The organism is Aquirufa nivalisilvae, assembly GCF_003143535.1.
Classification (GTDB): Bacteria; Bacteroidota; Bacteroidia; order Cytophagales; family Spirosomataceae; genus Aquirufa; species Aquirufa nivalisilvae.
In genome coordinates this window covers 1,213,386-1,236,573 of sequence record NZ_CP029346.1, presented here as the reverse complement: position 1 = coordinate 1,236,573, position 23,188 = coordinate 1,213,386, and the positions used below count along the sequence as shown (strand labels likewise).

19 protein-coding genes are annotated in these 23,188 nt (G+C 38.4%); 1 reads left to right on the top strand and 18 read right to left on the bottom strand.

Annotation, left to right across the window (positions count from 1 at the left end):
- A complete protein-coding gene (locus HME7025_RS05475; RefSeq protein WP_109322220.1) occupies positions 1 to 426 on the bottom strand; it encodes a transposase in 426 nt (141 codons plus the stop codon).
- Positions 427 to 643: 217 nt separating this feature from the next.
- On the opposite strand from HME7025_RS05475, the gene HME7025_RS05470 reads away from it, so the two are divergent.
- The gene (locus HME7025_RS05470; protein ID WP_109322665.1) at positions 644 to 3,028 is read left to right on the top strand and encodes a zinc-dependent metalloprotease; all 2,385 of its coding nucleotides are present in this window, start codon (positions 644 to 646) and stop codon (positions 3,026 to 3,028) included.
- A 172-nt stretch (positions 3,029 to 3,200) separates the two neighbouring features.
- Here HME7025_RS05470 and HME7025_RS05465 read toward each other — a convergent pair whose 3' ends face one another.
- The 17 genes from HME7025_RS05465 to HME7025_RS05385 form a co-directional block, all read right to left on the bottom strand.
- Entirely contained in the window at positions 3,201 to 3,866 is a 666-nt protein-coding gene (locus HME7025_RS05465; protein ID WP_109322664.1) for a TetR/AcrR family transcriptional regulator, read from the bottom strand.
- A gap of 194 nt (positions 3,867 to 4,060) precedes the next feature.
- Positions 4,061 to 4,585 (bottom strand): hypothetical protein, encoded by a 525-nt coding sequence (locus tag HME7025_RS05460; RefSeq protein WP_109322663.1) that lies wholly within the window; start codon positions 4,583 to 4,585, stop codon positions 4,061 to 4,063.
- 12 nt (positions 4,586 to 4,597) lie between these two features.
- A complete protein-coding gene (locus HME7025_RS05455) occupies positions 4,598 to 6,025 on the bottom strand; it encodes an amidohydrolase (protein ID WP_109322662.1) in 1,428 nt (475 codons plus the stop codon).
- A gap of 21 nt (positions 6,026 to 6,046) precedes the next feature.
- Positions 6,047 to 6,934, bottom strand: coding sequence for a hypothetical protein (locus HME7025_RS05450; RefSeq protein WP_109322661.1), 888 nt, complete (start codon positions 6,932 to 6,934; stop codon positions 6,047 to 6,049).
- A 180-nt stretch (positions 6,935 to 7,114) separates the two neighbouring features.
- A complete protein-coding gene (locus HME7025_RS05445; RefSeq protein ID WP_154401934.1) occupies positions 7,115 to 7,480 on the bottom strand; it encodes a hypothetical protein in 366 nt (121 codons plus the stop codon).
- 110 nt (positions 7,481 to 7,590) lie between these two features.
- A complete protein-coding gene (locus HME7025_RS05440) occupies positions 7,591 to 8,835 on the bottom strand; it encodes a glucuronyl esterase domain-containing protein (RefSeq protein WP_109322659.1) in 1,245 nt (414 codons plus the stop codon).
- A 23-nt stretch (positions 8,836 to 8,858) separates the two neighbouring features.
- The gene (locus HME7025_RS05435) at positions 8,859 to 9,770 is read right to left on the bottom strand and encodes a substrate-binding domain-containing protein (RefSeq protein WP_109322658.1); all 912 of its coding nucleotides are present in this window, start codon (positions 9,768 to 9,770) and stop codon (positions 8,859 to 8,861) included.
- Between the two features lies 1 nt (position 9,771).
- Positions 9,772 to 10,719, bottom strand: coding sequence for an ABC transporter permease (locus HME7025_RS05430; RefSeq protein ID WP_109322657.1), 948 nt, complete (start codon positions 10,717 to 10,719; stop codon positions 9,772 to 9,774).
- A 7-nt stretch (positions 10,720 to 10,726) separates the two neighbouring features.
- Positions 10,727 to 12,232: a sugar ABC transporter ATP-binding protein gene (locus HME7025_RS05425; RefSeq protein ID WP_109322656.1), complete on the bottom strand. Its 1,506-nt coding sequence runs from the start codon at positions 12,230 to 12,232 to the stop codon at positions 10,727 to 10,729.
- An 8-nt stretch (positions 12,233 to 12,240) separates the two neighbouring features.
- Positions 12,241 to 13,398 (bottom strand): Gfo/Idh/MocA family protein, encoded by a 1,158-nt coding sequence (locus HME7025_RS05420; RefSeq protein ID WP_109322655.1) that lies wholly within the window; start codon positions 13,396 to 13,398, stop codon positions 12,241 to 12,243.
- Between the two features lie 21 nt (positions 13,399 to 13,419).
- A complete protein-coding gene (locus HME7025_RS05415; RefSeq protein ID WP_109322654.1) occupies positions 13,420 to 14,451 on the bottom strand; it encodes a sugar phosphate isomerase/epimerase family protein in 1,032 nt (343 codons plus the stop codon).
- A 22-nt stretch (positions 14,452 to 14,473) separates the two neighbouring features.
- Complete coding sequence (locus HME7025_RS05410) at positions 14,474 to 15,682, bottom strand: class I mannose-6-phosphate isomerase (RefSeq protein WP_109322653.1); 1,209 nt, start codon at positions 15,680 to 15,682, stop codon at positions 14,474 to 14,476.
- 16 nt (positions 15,683 to 15,698) lie between these two features.
- Entirely contained in the window at positions 15,699 to 16,760 is a 1,062-nt protein-coding gene (locus HME7025_RS05405) for an aldose 1-epimerase family protein (RefSeq protein ID WP_109322652.1), read from the bottom strand.
- 14 nt (positions 16,761 to 16,774) lie between these two features.
- On the bottom strand, positions 16,775 to 19,513 hold the full coding sequence (locus HME7025_RS05400) for a c-type cytochrome (RefSeq protein ID WP_226998285.1): 2,739 nt from the start codon (positions 19,511 to 19,513) through the stop codon (positions 16,775 to 16,777).
- 14 nt (positions 19,514 to 19,527) lie between these two features.
- A complete protein-coding gene (locus HME7025_RS05395) occupies positions 19,528 to 20,271 on the bottom strand; it encodes a 3-keto-disaccharide hydrolase (RefSeq protein ID WP_226998300.1) in 744 nt (247 codons plus the stop codon).
- Positions 20,272 to 20,377: 106 nt separating this feature from the next.
- Positions 20,378 to 21,583 (bottom strand): FG-GAP repeat domain-containing protein, encoded by a 1,206-nt coding sequence (locus HME7025_RS05390; protein WP_109322650.1) that lies wholly within the window; start codon positions 21,581 to 21,583, stop codon positions 20,378 to 20,380.
- A 62-nt stretch (positions 21,584 to 21,645) separates the two neighbouring features.
- Complete coding sequence (locus tag HME7025_RS05385; RefSeq protein ID WP_109322649.1) at positions 21,646 to 23,157, bottom strand: RagB/SusD family nutrient uptake outer membrane protein; 1,512 nt, start codon at positions 23,155 to 23,157, stop codon at positions 21,646 to 21,648.
- Positions 23,158 to 23,188 lie beyond the last annotated feature (31 nt).

Below are 23,188 nucleotides of genomic sequence, written 5' to 3'. Positions count from 1 at the left end.
TTAAGCTGAAGTGATGTTTTTCTCGGGTGAGCCAGTAGTATCGCAGGGTTTGGAATCGAATTTTTTTTTAATATCAACCCCATATGCCTGTTCGGCTAGATCAATCATTTTATCCTTAAAGTCAAGCAAGATTTGCTTCTGACCTACGATACGCTCTAGTTCAGCCACTTTTTTCTTGAGTAATAACAACTCTTGTGTATCACTCTGTGTCTCTACTATAACTCGGGTCTTATTGGTTTTCATTGTACCGAATTTAGAAATCCATTTGTACACATTGGTCCCAGATACTTCATATTGCTTACAAATTTCTGAAACTCGAGTTCGACCTTGTTCTATTTCTCGAACTTTCTCCATTTTAAAACTGTCACTAAAATGACGAAGACGTCTTTGTGACACACTTTGAAGATACAACTTTTTGTTGGCCATAATTAATAGATTTTAAGTTTAAAATTTTACTTTTAAACGGTCAACCTATTTCAGGCATTGACAAGAGATTAAAAAAGCTACGTATAATTTTGTGTATGTTTAATTACTAAACATTAATATTTATCCCTAAATCTAATACCTACTAAACCCTAATAACTAATAACTAAACCCTAATAACTAATTCTACATTCTTCATTTTACATTCTACATTCATTCCATGAAAGCATTTAAACTACTATTACTCGCTGTTTTACTAAGTTATCAGGCACCTGGTCAGGTGGTAGAAAAATTAAAATCCATGAAAGCATATACTGGATTTTTCAATTTCTATTATGATGAAAGTTCTGACAAAATCTATTTGTCTGTTGATAAACTCAATCAGGAATTTCTATATGTTTATTCCTTAAGTCAGGGAGTGGGAAACAATGATTTAGGTTTAGACAGAGGTCAATTAGGAAATGAACAAGTGGTGTACTTTGAGAAACAAGGAAACAAAATTTTCCTCGTACAGCCTAATTACCAATATCGTGCTAATACGAATAACCCTTTGGAAAAGATGTCGGTCCAACAGGCCTTTGCCAAATCTGTACTTTTTGGTTTTAAAATAGAAGGACAAGAAAACGGCCACTATATCATTGATGCCACTGATTTTTTATTTCAAGATGCCCACGGGGTCTTAAAAACCTTGACTAGAGCCAAGCAAGGTACTTTTCAATTGGATAAATCCCGAAGTTCTTTATTGTTAGAAAGAACCAAGTCGTTTCCTAAAAACTCAGAATTTGAAACACGACTTACCTTTTCAGGAAATGGCACAGGTGCTGAAATTCGTTCGGTTACTCCTAATCCAGACTATGTTACCATAGTGGAACACCATTCGTTAATAGAATTACCTGACAATCAATATAAACCCCGGGTTTATGACCCAAGGTCTGGTTCTAATGCTTTATCGTTTATGGACTATGCCACTCCAGTAACAGAATCTATTGAAAAAAAGTGGATGACTCGACATCGTCTAGAAAAGAAAAATCCAGAATTGGCCATTAGTGAAGCTGTCAATCCAATCATTTACTACTTAGATAATGGTACACCTGAACCCATTCGCTCTGCCCTATTAGAGGGAGGCAGATGGTGGAATCAGGCATTTGAAGCTATTGGTTATCGAAATGCCTTTCAAGTAAAAATCTTACCTGATGATGCAGATCCCATGGATGTAAGATACCATGTGATCCAATGGGTTCATCGTTCAACACGGGGCTGGAGCTATGGAGCTAGTATCTCTGATCCAAGAACTGGTGAAATTATTAAAGGTCATGTGAGTTTGGGAAGTTTACGAATTCGACAAGATTTTATGATTGCTCAATCGCTTATGAATGCCCCTTATGCTAAAGACAATAAAAATAATCAACCGATGCTCGATATGGCATTAGCAAGGATACGTCAATTAGCAGCCCATGAAATCGGCCATACGTTAGGTTTTGCTCATAATTATGCCGCTAGCGCTAAAGGGAACTCCAGCGTCATGGATTATCCTCATCCGAAAGTAGCATTTTTAGGAACTGAAATCGATTTGACTAAAGCTTATGATCGTAACATTGGAGAATGGGATAAAGTAGCTGTAGATTATGCTTATGGTCAACATAGCGACTCAGCATTACCCAAAATTCTGGATAATGCCTATGAAAAAGGATTAAGGTTTATCACCGACTTTGACGCTCGAAATCCAGGAGGAGCTCATATATATGCGCATTTATGGGATAATGGAAATACAGTAGTAGATGAATTAGCACGTATTTTGGCAGTTAGAAAACAGGCAATTAAACAGTTTTCCGTCGACAATATGCGCGAGGGAGAAAGCTATTCTAAATTAGAGGATATGTTTGTTCCACTTTATTTTATGCACCGCTATCAAACAGAAGCTGTTACGAAAATGGTGGGTGGGTATGAATATAATTACGCTATTAAAGGAGGAAAAGAATTAGTGCTAAAACCTGCCTCCAAAGGGCTGCAAGTTGAAGCACTACATCAATTGTTGAGAACATTACAAGCTGATGAATTGGCCATACCCAAAGAAAAACTAAGCTTGTTCCCTCCTAGAGCCTTTGGATTTCCTAGAACAAGAGAGTCATTTAAAAGCAAAACAGGCTTGACTTTTGATGCCTTGGGTGCAGTTGAAACAGCAGCAGAGTTTACATTAGACTTCCTATTTCATCCCGATAGGATCTCAAGAATCCAGCAAAATCATGTCCTTGATGTTGCTAATTTGGGAATAGTTGAAATGCTCCAACTTATCAGTCAACAGACCATAGAAAAAACTTGGACAGACAGCTATTTAATGGCAGCACAAGAAACCATTAATTACAAAATTTGTGAAGCTCTGTTAAATACGCTACAAGCTCCCAATCTTGCTCCTTTGGCCAAAGTGGAGATTCTGTCTGGTATAAAAAAATGGCAACAATACTATGCTAAGAAATCCGCCATGAATCCATTTGCACAATATATGCAACAATATATTCAAGCAGCCTTATCTAAACCTAGCGAATGGAAAGCTTTGGCTAGTCCCACTATTCCTGATGGCGCACCGATAGGAATGGATTGCTATTGATCAAAAGAACTTCTGTTTCTTGAAGATTTAGAAAAAACATGGGGGAGAAATAAACATATTAATTATAGAACATAGGAATGCAAAAAGCTCTTATTCTTTGAATAAGAGCTTTTTTGTAACTAATACTATAAATCAACCTCCTTTTAAATACTTATTATACTTCGTCCTTTGATTACTTATTTTTCAATAACTCCTCTAAATTCAGGGATTCAAATTCAGCTAATCCTTTTTCGCTTAAATAGGGTTTGTAAATCTCGATGGTTCCAGCTAAATATGTGGGTTTAACCTCCTGTAAACTTTGATGGTAATCGAATAATAAATAAGTATTTAACCAATGCACTCCTAATATGGCATGTTGGTGGTAAAATATCTTAAAATTCCTTTCTTGAAAGACGGACTCCAACAAATAATTTTCCTGAACCAATTTTTTAAATAAGCCAATCATACTTTGCTTTCGAAGATTAAAGGATTCATTGATTACCTGCATAAATGCTTCATCCTTAAATGAGGCTGTCCAAATAAACATGATGGCACTTCGGTACTTAAATTGAATATCCATGATATCCGATAAAATACCAATGTACTCTTTCCAATTAAAATGATCTGAAAAAATGATGGAATCAAAATATTGCTGAATATCCCGAATATAAAGCTCTGTAATAGCTATGTGTAGATTTTCTTTCGTAGAAAAGTGATTGGTAATTTTACTTTTACTGATTTCTGTATAGCGTGCTATTTCATCTATGGTGATAGATGAACCATAAGTATTCAATACTTCAGACGCTTGTAAAATAATATTTTCACGACTCCTCTCTCCTTTTCTTTGGTACTTATCCATGATTAAATTATAAATATTAGGTAATAATAAAAAAAATATTTTTTATTTACAATTCAATGTATAATTTTGATACATTAGATGTCAAAAAAAATAATCCTTTAAAACAAAATACCAACGACCACAGTTATAAAGATAATTATAGAACACAGGAATGCATCAAGCTCTTATTTTTTGAATAGGAGCTTTTTTGTTTTTCAGGGTTTCTTTGAAAAAACTATTGTAGTTGACCAAATATCCCATGTTCTTCCCACTCGATCTTCTTTATCTGCTTCCATTCTAATTCCAATGAGCAAATTTTTATCGTAATTATGTTCTGAAAAATGACAGGTATACCAAGTCATTCCATTGGGATCTTTAGCAATAGATGTGCTCCTTACTGAAATCGAATCCTCCAATTGTTTAACTAAACTTAGCTTTGTAGGGGAAAATAAAAACTGAATTTGATGATTTTCCTTACGGATTAATCGCATTTGATTGACTCGACTTGAGGGAGATAAATACTCTAATTCATTTCCTCTTTGTAGTAATTGATAACGATACTGTTTCATCAAACCTTTAAAATCATCTTGATTAGCCTCTAATAATAAGATTCCATTCTCAAGACTTGGAATGATGTAGCTTGAATATTCATCCGTTTCTATTGTAAGTGGAGAAGCCGTTTGAGCATATACAAACTGATATAGAACCAAATTTATGATGATACATCCCCAATATTTCATATTAGAAATAGATTAATCTCGGTAATTCAAAGCAGGTTGACGGTTTCCCAAAAGAGATTTATATACAAAATTGGGACCTCTCCTTTGTTCAAACTCGGCTTTAGCTTCTTTTACCCATTCTGGATGTTTAAATAAATCAATGGCTGTAGATGCCAAGGTTTTTGCGGCAATCATCATCCCTTTCCTACCAATGGAAGTACCTCCTGCCGCCACTGCCTGCCAGCTATGTGCGCTTGTACCAGGTACCCAAGCCGCAGTTCCAAGTCCTATCGTTGGAACAGTCCAACTTACATCAGCCACATCGGTAGAGCCTGTTGCTAAATTATCGCCATCATTCAATCCCTTGATTTGACTGGTGCTGGCCAAATCCACTATTTCCATTCCTTCTGTTTGTTGAATTTGTTTGGCAAAAGCCAATTCTGATGGTGTCAAGGTATATCCATCCACCCACTGCAAATTGGCATGCATTAGTCTAGCCAAACGATCATTGGGCAACATTTCATATACTCCACCAATCACTTCAGCTTCATACTTGGTTCCTGTACCTAAGGCTGCACCTTTAGCTGCATTTTCCAATCGATCCCAAACATCCATAACAATATCCCGTTTCGGCGATCGAACATAATAATAAACTTCCGCAAAATCAGGCACAATATTAGGCGCTTTTCCTCCATTGGTAATGACATAATGCATACGAGTGGTCGATGGAATATGTTCTCGCATCATATTGGCCATGTAGTTCATTGCTTCAACCGCATCTAAAGCAGACCTGCCTCTTTCTGGGGAAGCTGCTGCGTGAGAAGCTAATCCATAAAAACGGAACTTCCCTGCCTTATTCGCTAAGGAATTGCTCATGGAAATCACATGCTGATTGTTTGGGTGCCAATGTAACATAACATCCGCCTGAGAAAATAATCCAGCACGGACCATATATACTTTACCTGATCCTCCTTCTTCAGCCGGACAACCATAAAATTTGATCGTACCTTTTTGACCAGTTTCTTGCATCCACTCCTTTACTGCAATGACTGCAGCGGCAGAACCCGTTCCAAATAAATGATGTCCACAGGCATGCCCTGCTGTGTTCCCTAAGCTACGTTTGATTGGAATAGAATCTTGCGACATCCCTGGCAAGGCATCGTATTCTCCCATGATACCAATAACCGGTTTCCCTTGTCCGAATGTAGCCACAAAAGCCGTCGGAATATCTGCAACACCTGGTTCAATAGTAAAACCAGCCTTTCGCAAAGTTTCTTGTAGCAATGCAGAACTTTGTTTTTCCTTATAGCCTACTTCGGCATATTTCCAGATTTGGTTGGCAATTTGTCCGTATTGACTTTCTCTTTGCTGAATTCGCTGAATAACTTTTTTCTTATCTGCCTCTTGGGCCAATATCGAAAAGCTTACACAAATCAGGATAATTGATAGTAAATGTTTCATAGGTTTAATTAGTTGATGTTATTATTCTCTCCACTTTTCTAATTCAAATTTGGCTATTTCCTCTTCTCTATTGTACATGTTTTTATCAAACAAAGAGGCATGTCCACAATCAGTATCATTCGTCCAGGCATGCTTGGCAAATGGCATATAAGATTCATTCACCATTTTGTAGCCTTTCTTTGTCATCCCTTGAAACCAAGGAATGCCATTATCCAAACTGTTCTTTAATCCTATGGGAGCCACTGAACCTAGAGGAATGGTTAAAGGGCGAGCTAATTTTAAATTAATTAAGGCTGCGTGTTCATTCAAACGACACTCGGGTAGTGGCCAACTTAATTTGCCATCTTGAACCAAACCATGCACCACTGCCCTACCTTCTGGTCTTGTTTGATATAAATCCTTTAGTTCGGCCATTGACGGTCGATAATCCCAATAGCGATTCCCATCACAAAGATCTCCATGTGCCGGGCAATTCCAGCATTGACCTACTTGACCGATCCCAACAGAGTCTCCAATTTTACTAAGGTAATGTCCAATTAGATCTCCATTAAAAAGCATGTCATTATGCATCATAAACATCCAATTCGATTGACTATTTTCCCAAGGATACTGGCTTCGTATGGAATATCGATAGTCCTTAAAATACAATAGAATTTTGTTGAGTAGACCTTTTCTTCTACCTTCCCACCAGCCAAAGAAAAATTTAGGCTTAAAATAAATGATAGGTAATCCTTCCAAAAGTGAGCGCAATAAGGCTTCGTCAAAACCTTCAGGCTGGCTTTTTTCTAAGGTCAAATAAATATGCTGTATATGCTGTCCAGAATTTTTCATCAAAGACCAGATACTAACGGCCGTTTGATAAGGTTTTCCATACACATTTATAGCAACGTCTACTTTTTGAACAGTCATAAGTTTTTAATTACCGCAAATTTACTTGTAAATGGTGAATTATTAATGGTGAATTGTGAATGGTAAATTGTTAATGGTGAATTGTGAATGGTAAATTATGAATTGTGTCTTGTCCTGAAATAGGTTGACTTTAGGTTTATTATTAACTCATTTTATAATTTACAATTCACCATTTACAATTTAAAATGGTTCATATTTTGCCTGAATGACATAATAATTTCCATTTTTGCCTTGTATGATGGAATTCCCCAAGTCATCAATGTCATTGATTTGTAAGGTATCCTGAAGGAATTTAGAGCCTTTAGGAAACTTAATAGAAATCACGAAACACCCTTCAATCTCTACGGCAATTCGTGCAAAAACAGTAGAATCTTTCGTTATTGAATTTCTTTGAATAACCGTAGCAGGATATGCCCCATCTTCAAAAATACAGGCATATGGCAAATGAGCATTCTTTTTTTCAGGAATGGGCTTTTTAATCTTAGCCTGTTGTGAAAAGGCTAAACTTGGAATCAATAAACAAAAAAGTACAATGAGTCGAAGCAAGGCAGTTTGTAGGGAATGTAAAATGAAGAGTTTAGAATGTAGAATAAATGATGGTAAATCAATATCATTCACTTTTCACCATTTACAATTTATAATTCATAATTTATAATTTACTTCACTTCTTCTTTCCCAAACTTGATATATTGCTCCCAGTCATATTCATTGATATCATGTTTGCCATCTCGAATATGGTATCTAATGAGCTTACCTACAGGTTGATTTAAACCTGGCATATCAATATTCCCTAATCCTTTTTTACCGTATAAAGCGTACACTTTTTCCATTTCTTTGGCACTCAAAAACTCACCTTTAGGGTCAGACCATTGATCGCCAAAGGCTGAGGCTACATACACTGGTCGCGGCGCCATCAAGCTCAATAAAATATGTTGGTCAAAAGGTAATTCATTTTCTCGGTCAGCATAGCTTGCATATCTAGGCAAAAACCAATGAGGGAAACTATTAGTTATTCGCCAAATCGTTTCTCCATATATTCTTCTACTCAAAGCAGCTCCACCTTCACCCGACTCATTAGATATAATAGCCGCAAAACGACGGTCATTGGCTCCAGCCCATAAAGCAGCCTTTCCTAATCGAGAATGTCCATGTAATATGACCTTTTTCCCGTCGATCTGCTGGATACTTTGAGCTAAATCCAACATCCTACTTAAGCCCCAAGCCCATGCTCCATTGGCCGTCCAATCTTCCGGCTTTAAACCTAATTCTATTGCCAATTTAGTTCTTACTCCATTTTTATAACCCGTGGCAAAATCTTCTTCAAAATCTCCACAGGCAGCGGTAATCGTTCCAAAGCCCGCATCAATCACTTTTTCTATTTGCCAGCGACTAGCCCACTCTCCCCTTGATGCAGCTTGAGAAATGTTGTTAATGAATTTTGGATCATTATTACAAACAACATATTTATCAAATATCGGAATCCCATCATCTGTACTGATTGTTTGATTCCCACAAAAATTCAATCCCATAAATATTGGAACCTTCTTACTTGATTTGGGTAAAATCACCACTACCGTTGCTTGAACTTTACCTGCAAAATCCATTTTCCAAATCGATTGTACGGCTTTTCCTCCCAAAATTTCTTTCTGAGAAATTAAGGTATTAGTCTGCTTAACTGATTTTTTAGGCATTTGACCATACATTTGGTCTGCAAACAGAGTTAACCAAGTAGCCCTATTTTTTTCCCAATCTGCTTGACTACTTATTTTCTTTGAACCAATAATTAATGGATCTGGCAAAGTAATAGTACCTACTTTACTTTCATCATAATTAGCTACAAAAGGTTTTTGCTGGGCCATCATCGTTGAACTTATCAAACAAAAAAAGAGAAACTTTTTCATAATATCGATTTATTTGAAAGCTGTTACTTTTTGGTTTTAACTTGAAAAGGAATCAAAACCTGTGTTTCTTTAATAGGCTTTTTATGAATTAAATCTAATGCCATTGCAATTGCTTGCGCACCCTGTTGCTCTGCATTTTGTAAAATTGTCGCATCTAAAGTTCCCGCATCCACAGCTTTAATAGCATCTCCAATTCCGTCCACACTAACTACCATCACTTTATCCTTTTTCTTGGCATCCAATAGTGCCTGCATAGCGCCAAGTCCCATTTCATCATTATGGGCAAATACCCCTTGGATTTGATCTCCATAAGACTGTATCCAATTCTCCATCAAAGCCATCGATTTGGCTCGATCCCACTCTCCCGTTTGGGTAGCTAATAACTTCATATTAGGGTATGCTTTTAAAACTTCCACGGCTCCTCGTTCGCGATCAATTTGAGCAGCTTGCCCCATATAGCCTTGAATGATCAAGATATTTCCTTTACCATTTAGTTTCTTTGCCAAAAAATCAATGGCCATTTTAGCTGATTCTGCATCATCTGATCCTACCCAAGCATCTGGTTTTTCTTTGGTGGAAGAGTTAACATTGACAATCGGAATGCCTGCCTTTTTAGCGCGTAATATGGCGGGAGAACTAGCCTCAAATTCAGCTGGATTTAAAATGATAGCATCCACTTGTTGACTAATAAAATTCTCTACTTGCTCTACTTGTTTCAAAGCCGAGCGTTCTGCATCCACCACGATTAATTCAACATCGGCTTCTTGGGCATGTTTTTCGAGCGATGCACTTACTTTTTGAATAAACTCATTTTGAAGACTCAACATGGAAACCCCAATGACGATTTTCTTCTTTCCTCCTGATTCTTTATTTCCACAGGCCCAAACGAATAAGACAACTAAACAAGTAAGTAATATGCGTAAACTTATTTTCATGTTAACGTTTCATTTTTTGATAAACACTATCTAATACTACTGCTAATATAATGATTCCCCCCATGACAACCTGTTGCCAATAAGCTGAAACATTTAATAAATCCAATCCATTATTGATAACACCAATGAATAAAACACCTAATAGGGTTCCAGTCATACTTCCCTTTCCACCTCGTGTACTTGTACCTCCGATGATAACTGCTGCTATAGCATCCAATTCAAAGCCTAATCCAGCATTGGGTTGTCCGGTATTAATCCTAGCCGACAGTAAAATTCCTCCAAGGGCAGCAAATATCCCACTTAGTGTATATACCCACCATTTAACTTTTGCCACTGGAATACCTGCCACCCATGCGGCTGTTTCGTTACCTCCAATGGCTGTTACATAACGACCAAGTACTGTTTGGGTCAATACGAAATGACATACGACATAGGTAGCGATCAAAAACAAAATAGGAATTGGTAAACCAAATAAATCACCATTTCCTAGAAAGTTAAACGATTCAGATAAATCAGATACAGGTCTACCTGAAGAGATAATCAAAGCCGCACCTCGAGCAATCGTCATCGTACCCAAGGTCACAATGAAAGGTGGAACTTTGGACAAAATCACGGTAAAACCGTTCATTGCACCCATCAAGGCTCCTACTCCAAGTGCCATAAGCAATGCTATATAAACATTTCCGCCGTCTGATTTGGCAAATAATGCAGCAACCACTCCAGCTACAGCTAACATGGATCCTAATGACAAGTCGATCCCTCCTGAAATAATCACAAAGGTGACACCAAAAGCCAAAATCGCATTGACGGATACTTGGTTTAGGATGACCAATAGATTGGTGTCCGTTAAAAATCGAGGTGTCAAACTAGAGATTAACACACACATCAAAATCAAGGCAAGGAATATCCCTCCAGACTGACTACCAATAAGTATTTTTTTCAAATTCATGTGCTTACTATTTCATAGCATAAGACATAATCTCTGCTGGATTGGTCTCTTCTTTATTCAAAATGGCGGTCTGTTTCCCTTTAGATATAACCAAAATCCGATCACTCATGTGCAATAATTCCGGCAAATCAGATGATATCAAAATGATGGATTTTCCTTGCTTACTTAATTCTGCCATTAATGTATAAATCTCAAACTTCGCCTGTACATCAATTCCTCGAGTAGGTTCATCCAAAATTAGTACATCAGGTAGATGTTGTAGCACTCGCCCAAAGACAACTTTTTGTTGGTTTCCACCGCTCAAGGTCATCACTTGTTGGTCTGGCCCTTTGGACTTAATCTTAAGCCGCGATATATGACCAGTCGCTATTTCATTCTCTTTAGATTTATCTAATATACCCCAACGTTGAAATTCTAACAAGGAGGACAAGGTTAAATTATGTTGAACTGAAAACTCAGGAATAAATCCCATTTCTTTTCTGTCTTCACTCACGTAGCCAATGCCTTGCTTAATAGCTTCTTGAGGGCTTTTGAACTTAACCGATTGATTCTTCCAAAGAATTTCTCCAGCTTGAGGAATTAATAAGCCTGACAAAGCTTTCCCAATATCTGTCCTTCCTGCTCCTACAAGCCCACCAAAACCCAAAATCTCTCCTTGGTGTAAGTCAAACTCGATATCCTGAAATAAGCCAGGAATCCCCAAACCTTTAACTTTCAAGCATGTATCTCCCTTTATCACCTCCCGATGGGGAAAAAATTGATTCATTTCTCGACCAACCATTTGATGGACGACCTCCTGCTCGGTACATTCCTCCCGACATTTGGAAGATATCAAATAGCCATCTCGTAAAACAGATATTCGATCTGAGAAGCCAAATATCTCTTCCATTTTATGTGAAGTAAATAAAATACTTACTCCTTCATTTTTTAATTTATTAATCAGACGCCTGAACAAGGTGATTTCCTTTTCTGATAAAGAGGAAGTGGGTTCATCCATTAAGATCAATTTGGCTTGCTGTGAAATAGCACGTAAAATCTCCACCAATTGTTGCTCGGCAATCGACAAATTCTTGACTAAGGTGCTTGGATCCATGGGGATTTCGCAATCCGACAGTAAGTCCAAGGCTTTCAATCGGGCATTTTTCTTCCTTTCCCAAGGCCAAAATCCTAATTCATTTTCTCTTCCTAAAAATATATTCTCTTCAACGCTTAATTCTGGAATCAACATCAACTCTTGGTGGATCATGGATATACCACTATCCATGATTTGTTTTAAACTTTGATGTTGTCGTTTTTGACCAAAAAAAATCACCTCCCCTTTATCAGGAGAGATGATTCCAAGCATTGTCTTCATTAAAGTCGATTTACCAGCCCCATTTTCACCCACTAAAGCATGGATTTCACCTGGATACAATGATAAATCTATGGAATGTAAAATGGGAGTTCCCGAATAAGCAATAGATACTTGTTTGAGCTCTAAAACTGGTTTCTCTCCTTCCACCCTACATTCCATTTAAATTATTAACAAGGCCACTCTACGTTGGTGTCCTTCCATTGTTTTTGCTTCGCTGAATCAATCACAGCCTCACATACTTTTTGTGTTTGCAAAGCTTCGCGGAAAGTAGGTGAACAAGGTTCTCCCGTTTCCAAGGATTTCAAGAAATCAGCAGCTTGATGTACAAAACTATGCTCGTAACCAATGGATAATCCTGGAACCCACCATTTGTCCATGTAAGGTTGATCTCCATCCGTCACTAAAATAGATTTCCAACCACGTACAATTGACTCATCCGCATGATCATACATTTCCAAGCGGTTCAAATCATGTAAATCCCAACGAAGAGAAGCATGCTCTCCATTGATTTCAAAAGTATAAAGCGCTTTGTGTCCACGAGCATAACGCGTAGACTCAAATAAGCCTAAAGAACCGTTATCAAAGTGGCAGTGAAACAAACAAGCATCATCGATACCTACTTTTTGAACTTGACCAGATTCTGTGTGCACACGTTCTTTGATGAATGTTTCGGTCATAGCTGAAACATCGGTGATTCCACCGTTAATCCAAAGTGCTGTATCAATACAATGTGCAAGCAAGTCACCCGTAACACCTGAACCAGCTGCTTCCACATCTAAGCGCCAAGTACCGGCTCCCCCTTGAGGTAAATCCGGACTAATAGTCCAGTCTTGCAAGAAGTTAGCACGGTAATGGAAAATACGGCCTAATTTACCTGAGTCTACGATTTGTTTAGCCAAAGTAACAGCAGGTAAGCGACGGTAGTTATACCAAGTAGTGTTTTTCACACCAGCCGCTTCTATTTCCCTAACCATTTCTTCTCCTTCGGCTAATGTTCTAGACAAAGGTTTTTCACAAAGAATCATTTTTCCTGCTTTAGCAGCAGCAATAGCGATTTCTGCGTGAGTATCATTGGGTGTACAAATATCTACAGCATCAATATCATCGCGAGCGATTAATTTACGCCAATCTGTTTCGTAAGAAGCATAGCCCCATTGTGCTGCAAATGCTTTTACTTTTTCCTCATTACGAGAGCAAACTGCCTGCATTACGGGCTCATAAGCTAAGTTGGGGAAAAAGTTAGTAATACGGTTAAACCCGTTGGAATGGGTTCTTCCCATGAAGCCCGTTCCGATCAATCCTATTCTTAATTTCTTCTTTTCCATTGTCAAATATATTTCAAAATCTTAAGACCAACCATGGGCATTACGCACCTTAATCATGGTCGCTAAAATATCGTTCCAAGTTTTTTGTTGTAACATAACTTCATTGCTGAACATACAACCATCCCAACAAATATGTTTGAATGCTTTGGTCAATTCACCGTTCTCATCCCGAAGCCAGAAACCAGCATCTTCTGCTACCACTAATTTTCCATTAGGATCAGTGGCTTGACAGTGTCTACCCGTTTTATCATGACTACCAGTTCCGTGAACTGTACCGTCATTTTGTGCCACGTGGAAGTCGATGGTCCAAGGACGAAGTGCCGCAGTAATTTGACGTAAAGCATCTTTCAATACTTCACGATCTGACCAATCATAGCCTTCTGGTAAAATACGATCTTCAGGAGCATTATACCCCATCGTGTACAACAAGGTATGCGACATGTCTGCTTGAAAACCAATATTCTTACGATCAACGGCTTCTAAAGTAGCCACCATTTGACGCCATGAATGCATACCACCCCAGCAAATCTCTCCTTCAGCTGCTAAGCGCTCGCCGTAATCAGCTGCTACATCACAAGCACGTTGGAAGGTTTCCACAATTTTCTTGGAATTACCTACTGGATCTTTTGCCCAATCAGATACACCACTGGCCGAATCAATACGAACGATACCGTTCGGGCGAATACCCATTTCACGTAAAGTTTGACCAATTTCACAGGATTTTTTCACCATGTCTACAAATGTATCTTGATCTGCTTTAGAACCTATAGCAGGGCCACCCCAGATGGGAGCAACCAAACTTCCAATTTCTAAACCATGAGCAGCTACTTTGTCAGCCAAGCGTTTTGCTCCTTCTTTACCTGAATTAATGTCAAAATGCGGATCAAATAAACCTACGTCCACCCCATCGAATTTCACACCATCAACTTCTGCCGCAGCAGTCATTTCAAGCATTTGATCTAAAGAGATAACTGGTTCGGAATCAGGACCCTTACCCACGATGCCAGGCCAAGTGGCATTGTGCAATTTTGGATAATTATTTATTTGTGTCATTTGTTCAAATGGTTTATATCAATTATAATTTTAAATCCGGATTGTTTGGACCAAAATGCTTCAACATCACGATTGGATCAGTAGAAGAATGGTTTGTTATAACAACACCTTCTTGTGCAGCTTTTTCAGTTACAAAGAACTCATCGTTGGTCAATTGTCCGTAACGAATCATGGCTGGAGTTTCAATGTTCCAAACACCCATTTTACCATGTCCTTGCATCATGATTAAACCATAAGCGGCAGCATCTTTGATGGTTACTGTTTGACCTGGGAATACCGTTAATTCTTTAGCAGAGAATGCCTCTGAACGGTAGCAAACCCACTTCTCAGAATACCCTTCTTTAGCCATTTCGGCCTCATCTTTCACTGGAATTGGCGCCATGAAGCGTGTTTCCAATAAATTAGGATTGGTATTCAAATCCCAATCGATCACTTCCATCAATTGGTCATAATTTCCAATTTCTTCTTTAGGAGTACCATTCCATAATAATTCTTCTGGAATGATTGCCTCATTAACTAAAGATTGATACATGGCAAAAACATCAGATGCTTTCTGAGGCTCATAAGTACAAAGGCTACCTGGGGCATGTAACATTCCCGGAGGCACATCCCATCCTGTTCCAGGAATTAATGGGAAAGCTTGAGAGAACATCGTGATTTTGTTATCCCCTTTGGTAAAATTCTGTAAACATTCTTTGATTTGCTCTTTGGTTGTTCCTGGAGCAATTCCGAAGAAAGTATATGGAAAGTCTCCACCATGGTTATTCAACTGAGGTGGGAAATAATACGCCTCTGGTTTACCTAATTGACCAATTTTGGCAGCGTGCTCATCATTGTGGTGAATGTGATGAGGCAAAGGTCCCATGTTATCAAAAAATTTGGAATACATTGGCCAAGACTTATATTCATTCCAAAGACGATCACCAATTATTTGGCCACCTAATTCTTCAATGGCATCCTTTAAAAGGATTTGTTCTTCCTTTCCTCCTTCAGAATAAACAATGGCACTAAGACCTTCGTTTTCTCCTGTTAATGGACCATTTTTAGCAGGGGTAGTAGATGATAACCAACGCTCATCGATTCCTCCTCGTACTCCACCGAGTACATAATAATCATCTGGATGCAATTTAATACGACGACCTGGAACACAAAATGATCTTGGTACCCAAGTTGGCGCTAAACGCAATATGCCCTTTCCTTGCTCTAGGGCTTTTTCTGCTTTATTTTTCATAAGAATAGGCAATCTTTTATTGTATAAAATTAGTTAATTTCTCTGGTTGTTTTTGTTGATCTATGACTTCTAAAGTCACAGAAAAACGCTTCATTGCTCTTGGGGCTAAAAATACTAATGAGCCTTCTTCCCGAGCTGCTTTTTGGCCAATGGGAGGGTTCGTTCCTGGTTCTATTCCCGTCACATATTCATCCTTACCCCAATGCTGCCAATTCGTTAAACTAGGTAATTCTCTTTTGTCGTATGACATCTTAACTCCTAATCCTAACTGTTCATTGTAAAGTCCGCAAGCTACCTGATGCTGTGCATCGGTGGCTGCATCTATAAATGCTACTTCTTCGCCACCACCCAAATGGATATCCAATGGGGCTGGACAAGTCTTGTAATCATTTCCTTCCTTGAAAATCAAAGCGTCTTGAGTTCCCTCAAAACGATACTTCCAAGTTCCATTCGCCACAATCTTTGTTCCTTCGTTGACCAAAGGCCAGCCAAAATTAAAGTGATATAATAACATCAAAGGGGCGTCTGTATTGCCTTCATTAATGATTTCATCTTCAATTTTCAAAAAAGCCTCTCCCAATCTTCCAGAAATCGTTCTTTTTAAAGTCAAGCATGGTCCGAAAATCACATGCTGACGAATAATACCTGAGATACTCATGTCTAATTGACCTGAATGAATATCAGGTTGAACGATGGAAGTGATTTCGGCAATTTGATTGCTGATTTTTCCATGAATACCACGACTACCAAACTCATCTTGTTCAGGTCCACCAACATGGTCTAAACCACAAGTGGTTAGCAATCCTCCTCCAAAGGTGCGTAACCAGTGCAGCCCCTGGTCTGACAGGGGCTGTGGACTGGTAATGCCTGCATGGGAAATCCATGCTAAACTTTTCTCTTGGTAGAAGGCCTCGGCAATATCCATGCCGCGATCTAGTACAATTTTGTAGCGAAATCCCGCTCCCGTATCCATCCAAGCAATTCGAACGCCTCTACCTGCTCCGTTATCTAATGTGGAGGTTTCAATGCCTCCGAGTTGCTTGTGATTGGATATTTTATCTTTCCAAGGATACGTCATCTTTTTCTATTCAATTATTTCGCAGCTGGTTTAGCAAACATGGCATTAGCCTCACTACCACCTGACATTAAATAAGCCATTAAATCTTTCAATTCTTCTGGATTCAAGCTATTGATCAAACCAGCAAGCATTGGAGATACTCCAGAATACTTCACTGAAGTTACATTTTTCTTCAATACTTTTTCAACTTGATCCGGAGCATATGGGTTTTGCGACACATAGAATGCTACTTTATCCTGGTTTGTGATACGACCTACTACGGATGTTCCATTTCTCAACATCAACTGAGAAGCAGCATATTGATCTGAAACCGTTTTGTTCGGGTCAATGATTGATTCCAAGATATCCTTCTTAGAGAAACGAGTTCCCAAATTAGTCAAGTCTGGACCAACATTTCCACCACCATCAGAACCAACTGCGTGACAGTTTCTACAAGTTGTAGCAGCAAACATCGATTTACCATTTTGGAAATCACGATTTGTTAAAGGAGCATCCAAAAGCGCTACGGCATCATCCACTTTCCAGTTTCTACCTGGACCTTTCGGTGCGTTCACTTTCACTAAATCATTACCATTGGCAGTCAACAAATCAGCACCTGACATTTTATCATATTTTGCACGTTGCGATTCAGCTACATTTTTCAATGCTAGTTTACGAGCACGGTCAATGAAACCTACATAACTACGTCCACCTTGATACTCAAATCCTTTACGGAACCAAGAAAAATAACGGTCATGTAACTCTGGTGTCCAGTTGTTTTTAGCTGCACTTAACATCGTAGCTAAATAAGTCTGCTGTGCTGGTGGAATTTTCTCCAACATACGAGCGATATCTGTACCATACTGAGGATTACGCATGATTAAGTCAGCAGAAGAAGTTGCCGTTTCAACACGGTAAGCAGCTACTGAAGCTGTATCTTTTGTTTCCAATAACTTCAACGTACGAGGGATGATGTTTGGTGCTTCCAAAGTCACCAAGATACGGCTCAAAGAACGAGTTAAGTTCATTTGTTTCGCTGGATATAGGGCATCAAACTTAGCCACAATAGCAGCCGATTGAGATGCATCAGGCATACCATTTCTCAAGATGTTCAATTCAAATGCACGGATGTAATCAATTTGCAATGCCTCATTGAATCCTTTATTATCAATCTTCAATAAAGCTGCATTGATAGCATTTTTGTTTTCTGGCTTATCCATACGAATCAAACCAATCAAAGCATTGATAGCTGCTACTGGATCTTTTTCATTCAAAGCTTTATCTTTCCAAGAATCAGCAGGATTATGCTCTAGAGCAATACGTGCAGCATAACGAACAAAACGATCTGGACTATTCAAATGTGGCCAAACTGTAGCTACTGCTGCAGGATTTGGTCCATTATGGAATACCTCTAACTTACGACGCAATTCATTCAATGGAGTAATTTGAGAAACAACTGGTTTGGTATTAGCTTCTTCAGGACCTGTGTAATATACACGATACAAATCAGACTCTAACCGACGACCACCAATTAAGAAATATAAAGCTCCATCAGGACCAATTTGACCATCTGTTAATGGTAAAGGAATACCTGACAAGAATTCTTCACGATCAGCTGTATAAGTAGAACCTTGTGGTTTCAACTTGATTAAGTGAGCAATACCAAATGTCCAGTCAAATGCCAATAATGATTTTTTGTATTTCGCAGGAAACTTAGCATCACGCAATGACAATAAACTTGTAGGAGAACCTTGTCCGATATTCAATACTGGAGGTAAGTTATCCGGTAAAGAAGGTGACCATTTGCTGTTACCTGTTCTCCATCCATGCTCAGAACCAGAAGTTACGTGGTTGATACGAGTTGGACGGTACCAAGGTAAACCAAAATCCCACTCCATATCAGCATCATAAGCGAATAAATCACCTACTTCGTTGAATGCAATATCAAATGCATTTCTATAACCTGCACTGATTAATTCCCATTTCTTTCCATCTGGATCAATGTTTACAACATATCCACCTGGAGCATAACGATCATTAGCATGTCCACGAGGGTCTTTGATTAAAGGGAACAAGTTGTCCTCATGCCAGTTTTTAGGCAAACGGTAAGCATCCATTGGAGGAACATCCGTATGGTTACCATTGATTAAGTAGATGGATTTTTTATCAGGAGATAAAATGATTGAGTGTGGACCGTGTTCTCCTTCACCTTTGAATTCCTTCATCAAAGTGATCTTATCGAACTGATCATCACCATCTAAATCCTGAACACGGTACAATCCACTACCACGTGGAGCATAGCTAGGAGCAAAATTAGGATTACGACCAGGTTGAGCTGCAGGAGGATTAACAGGAGCTACACGGGCATTCACCATAACATATAAGCTATTGAATGCATAAAGTAATCCGTGAGCGTTTCCGATACCCAATGTATCCACACCTTTTCCGAACTTCAATTTCTCAATTTTAGGAGTATTGTCTTTTGATCCAATAGCTGGAATAGTTAATCTAAACAATCCACCATATTGGTCAGAAGCAATCATTCTGCCTTTATCATCAAAACACATAGCTACCCATGAACCAATTTTGGCATCCGATGGGCTAAATAAGTGTTCTACTTTAAATCCAGGTTGTAGACGAATCTTATCGATCTTTGGATTAGCCCCTTCTGCTAGGGCGGGTTGTACTTTGTGGAGTGAATTGTAGCCAAAACTGCCCAAAGCAATTACGGCTGCAAACACCATTCCAAGTTTAACTAGAGGTCTCATTTTCATATAATTAACAGTGTTTATTTAAGAGTTTTCAATCGGATATTTTTATATTCTACTTTCATAGGTGGGCCTACGTGTACTTGCATACCTAACCAACCAGAGGCTTTACCATTTACTTGATCTAAATCAGTCACATCACTCATTAAAATACCATTGATATAATGCAATAGGTGATTTCCTTTAGCTACGATATGTAGCTCATTCCAATCTTCTGATTTAATGGCTGTTTTTAAAGAATCAGTATGACCTAATGATCCTTTTACTTGACGAGCTGTCCAGTTATTTCTTTGCGCCAATGTGCGTAAGTTATTTTTTAATTCTGGATCTGTTTGCTCATTTATCACAGATATTTCTCCACGATAAGCCAAGGTTGTACGAGCACGTTCTTCGTAATTTTGACCTGTATAGCGGTTACTTCCATCAATATCCGCTTGATATCCTTTCAAAGCAAAAGGTAAATCTGGTAATAATTCTTCAGAGCGATAATTTACTCCTGTATTTCCTGCTTTCGTAATTTTAACATCTGCCTTAAATTCAAAATCAGCTGGCTGTCCGCCTCTCCAAATCAAGAAATGATTTCTTTTTAATACAGTTGCTGGTGTAATTTCACCAATGATGGATCCATTTTCTACACGCCAATACGCAGGATCTCCCTCCCATCCTTTTAAACTCTTGCCATCAAAGATTTTCTTGAATCCTTTTTCCTTAGGCTTGTCCTGTTGACCAACCGAGGGATTGCGGAACGCAAAGAATGGAAGCATCAGCCCCACGAGGCCTAGGTACAATAATTGTTTTCTCATAGGTAATATAGATTATATGTAAAAATTAGTGAAAAATTCCGCATTATATATAATGTTTTATATGGTTTTAAGCCTTTTTCCTTGAATAATGAAAAAAGACAAAAACTCCTTTTTTATTCGAAATGACTATATCTTTAAAGCCGTCTTGATTCATATCTTCTATCACGATATGAATACCCGCGCCAGAATCTTCATCTATGTCGTGGCTAATCCAAGTAGGAGTTTTGCCCGGTTTAAATTCATACCAACGTAATAGAGCTTTCTCAAATTCACCTGGATCTTTGCCGTTATGCGCCATAAAGCGCTTACCCACTACAAAATCGGGATGCTTATCTCCATTCAAATCTGCCATAGCCATGGCATGTGTTTGAGATAAATCTTTTTGAATTACTTGAGTTTCAACACCAGTGGCTGTCCGACGGTGCCACCAAATTCCATAATCATGCGCAGAGGAATTGAGTAAATCCACTAATCCATCTCCATCTAAATCCAATACCATAATGTGCGCGCTATCAAAACTTAGGGACAAAGGATGATAAGTCCATTCGTTAGCTAACACATCTTGTGGACATTCCCACCAGCCTTCTTTAAAGACTATATCCTTTCTTCCATCACCATTCATGTCTCCATGACCTAATCCGTGTGTATATTTATGAGTCCCTAAGTTAGGGTTAGAGGAAATCACGTGTGCTTTCCAAATTGTATCTTTTTTAGTGTTAGGTGCTTGCAACCAAACCATTTGTTTCGACTTGGAATCGTTGCCAATAATATCTTTCAACCCATCTCCATTGACATCTTCAAAAAGTGGAGATTCATTTCCGATGGATGCGTATAAAAAATGTTTTTTCCATAATTCAGCTTTGTTTTTAGGGTTTTCAAACCAATAAACAGCTTCACCTGGCAATCCCACTTTAATCAAATCAACCCAGCCGTCGTGGTTTACATCCTGAGCAAAATTTAAAAATGAATTACTATATCCCTCATCAACTTTAAACATGTGATCTTTCGGGAAAACTTTTAATGATTTATCGTAACGAATATCATCATCACTGATCGTGTGCTTGGTCCATTTCGGTGCTTCAAACCAAAATGCTCCAGCCATCACATCCTTTTTCCCATCATGATTTACATCTCCAACACAAACACCTTCAGAAAGAAAAGTTGTACTTAATATAACTTTCTTAAAATCTGGCGTATGATTAGCTCCCATGGCATACCCAACAAAAACCAAACTAAACAAAAGTACCCTCAAAGTGTATGTAAACGTTTTCATGGAAAATGAGAAAAAAATAGCTGTCCTGATAATCTAGGACAGCTATTCTAACTACTAAATGATTACTTAATATTTGGATTCAATGCAGCTTCATCAGCAGGCATTGGGTAATATTTCTCAATAACAGAGAATGAGTTACTACGTAGAGTATATCCTCTTTGGTAATAATAAGAGAATGGATCCTTCTTGATAGCTTCTCCACGTGCGGTGATGACAGCTTTGTACGTATCAGTACGTACTAAGTCATGCCAGCGCTTGTTTTCGAATGCTAATTCCACACGACGCTCTTTCATCAAAGCAGTACGAAAATCAGCTTGAGATGTTGCTGTCGTATTATCTAAACCAGCACGCTTACGAACCATGTTTAAGTAAGTGGCAGCTTCTGCTGTTTTTCCTTGCTCATTCAAAGCTTCAGCTAAGAATAACAAAACCTCAGAATAACGATATACTGGCCAGTTCATTCCATGGTTACCATTCAATGAGTGCGTTTTCATAAACTTCTTGATGATTGGATAAGTTTTACCTTCCCACAAAGTAGTAGCACAAGTAATGTATCCAATGGAAGCATCTTTACGTAAATCTCCTGCTTCATATGCAGCAATCACATCAGGTGTAGGAATATTATTACCCTCTCCTGTTTGAGGCTGTGGATTTGATGTACCAGATAATGTTTTCAACTCAGTCTCCGTCATAGGACGAGGCAAGAAGTTGTACATAAAAGTACCATTGTATCCATTTGACCCTTCTTGGAACTGAACTTCAAACACGCTTTCCGCGTTGTTTTTGTTTGTAGTCGAAGTAGAGAATACGTTGTTGTAATCAGGAATTAATGAATAGTTTCCTTCTGCAACTACTTCCTTCATTAACTTCTCTGCTTCAGCCCATTTCTTTTGGATGATGTACAAGTTAGCTAAAACTGTTTTAGCTGCACCAGATGTAGCACGTCCAGCCTCTTGAGTTGATTTTGGCTTTAAATTAGCAGCAGCCCCAGTTAAATCATCCGTGATGATTTTCTCTAAATCAGCAGCTGTTCCCATTTTAGCAGCAGCAGCTTCTCGAGTAGTAACTGGAGTTAATTGTAGAGGTGCTTTATTAAAGTAACGATACAATTCAAAGTAAGCGAATCCACGCATGAATTGAGCCTGACCTTTCAAGTTTGCCTTAGCTGTAGCGTCAAAATCAGCTTTATCAATTAAAGCTAAGATTTGATTAGCACGAGCAATAATCAAGTAATCTTGGCGATACTGGTTCAATACGTGAGTATTCGTAGTCAAACCATTTGATACTGGAATAGAGAAATCCGCCAAGTCTTCTTGCTGCTCAGTAGCACCAAATGCTGTATTACGAGCATAATAGGTGTTGTCTGAGTGTTGTTCAGACAATAACCAAGAACGGTCATTGTAGATTGTTCTCAAAGGAACATAACATGCGTTCACCGCTTGTTCAAAATCGGACTGCGTCTTAAAAAACGTTACCGAACTTAAACTTGTTTCTGGAGTAATATCCAAGAAACTATCTGTGCAACCTGTCAATCCGACAGCCAGCAAACAGCTTAATATTATTTTATTTTTCATTGTTTCTAAAAATAAACGTGATTATCTGGCT

Bases quoted from the DNA above. Each gene is read 5' to 3' on its own strand.
- HME7025_RS05410 (WP_109322653.1), bottom strand. From the start codon at position 15,682: ATGAAAAATAAAGCAGAAAAAGCCCTAGAGCAAGGAAAGGGCATATTG.
- HME7025_RS05475 (WP_109322220.1), bottom strand. From the start codon at position 426: ATGGCCAACAAAAAGTTGTATCTTCAAAGTGTGTCACAAAGACGTCTT.
- HME7025_RS05455 (WP_109322662.1), bottom strand. From the start codon at position 6,025: ATGAAACATTTACTATCAATTATCCTGATTTGTGTAAGCTTTTCGATA.
- HME7025_RS05425 (WP_109322656.1), bottom strand. From the start codon at position 12,232: ATGGAATGTAGGGTGGAAGGAGAGAAACCAGTTTTAGAGCTCAAACAA.
- HME7025_RS05395 (WP_226998300.1), bottom strand. From the start codon at position 20,271: ATGCTTCCATTCTTTGCGTTCCGCAATCCCTCGGTTGGTCAACAGGAC.
- HME7025_RS05400 (WP_226998285.1), bottom strand. From the start codon at position 19,513: ATGAAAATGAGACCTCTAGTTAAACTTGGAATGGTGTTTGCAGCCGTA.
- HME7025_RS05405 (WP_109322652.1), bottom strand. From the start codon at position 16,760: ATGACGTATCCTTGGAAAGATAAAATATCCAATCACAAGCAACTCGGA.
- HME7025_RS05415 (WP_109322654.1), bottom strand. From the start codon at position 14,451: ATGACACAAATAAATAATTATCCAAAATTGCACAATGCCACTTGGCCT.
- HME7025_RS05430 (WP_109322657.1), bottom strand. From the start codon at position 10,719: ATGAATTTGAAAAAAATACTTATTGGTAGTCAGTCTGGAGGGATATTC.
- HME7025_RS05385 (WP_109322649.1), bottom strand. From the start codon at position 23,157: ATGAAAAATAAAATAATATTAAGCTGTTTGCTGGCTGTCGGATTGACA.
- HME7025_RS05420 (WP_109322655.1), bottom strand. From the start codon at position 13,398: ATGGAAAAGAAGAAATTAAGAATAGGATTGATCGGAACGGGCTTCATG.
- HME7025_RS05450 (WP_109322661.1), bottom strand. From the start codon at position 6,934: ATGACTGTTCAAAAAGTAGACGTTGCTATAAATGTGTATGGAAAACCT.
- HME7025_RS05435 (WP_109322658.1), bottom strand. From the start codon at position 9,770: ATGAAAATAAGTTTACGCATATTACTTACTTGTTTAGTTGTCTTATTC.
- HME7025_RS05470 (WP_109322665.1), top strand. From the start codon at position 644: ATGAAAGCATTTAAACTACTATTACTCGCTGTTTTACTAAGTTATCAG.
- HME7025_RS05390 (WP_109322650.1), bottom strand. From the start codon at position 21,583: ATGAAAACGTTTACATACACTTTGAGGGTACTTTTGTTTAGTTTGGTT.
- HME7025_RS05465 (WP_109322664.1), bottom strand. From the start codon at position 3,866: ATGGATAAGTACCAAAGAAAAGGAGAGAGGAGTCGTGAAAATATTATT.
- HME7025_RS05440 (WP_109322659.1), bottom strand. From the start codon at position 8,835: ATGAAAAAGTTTCTCTTTTTTTGTTTGATAAGTTCAACGATGATGGCC.
- HME7025_RS05460 (WP_109322663.1), bottom strand. From the start codon at position 4,585: ATGAAATATTGGGGATGTATCATCATAAATTTGGTTCTATATCAGTTT.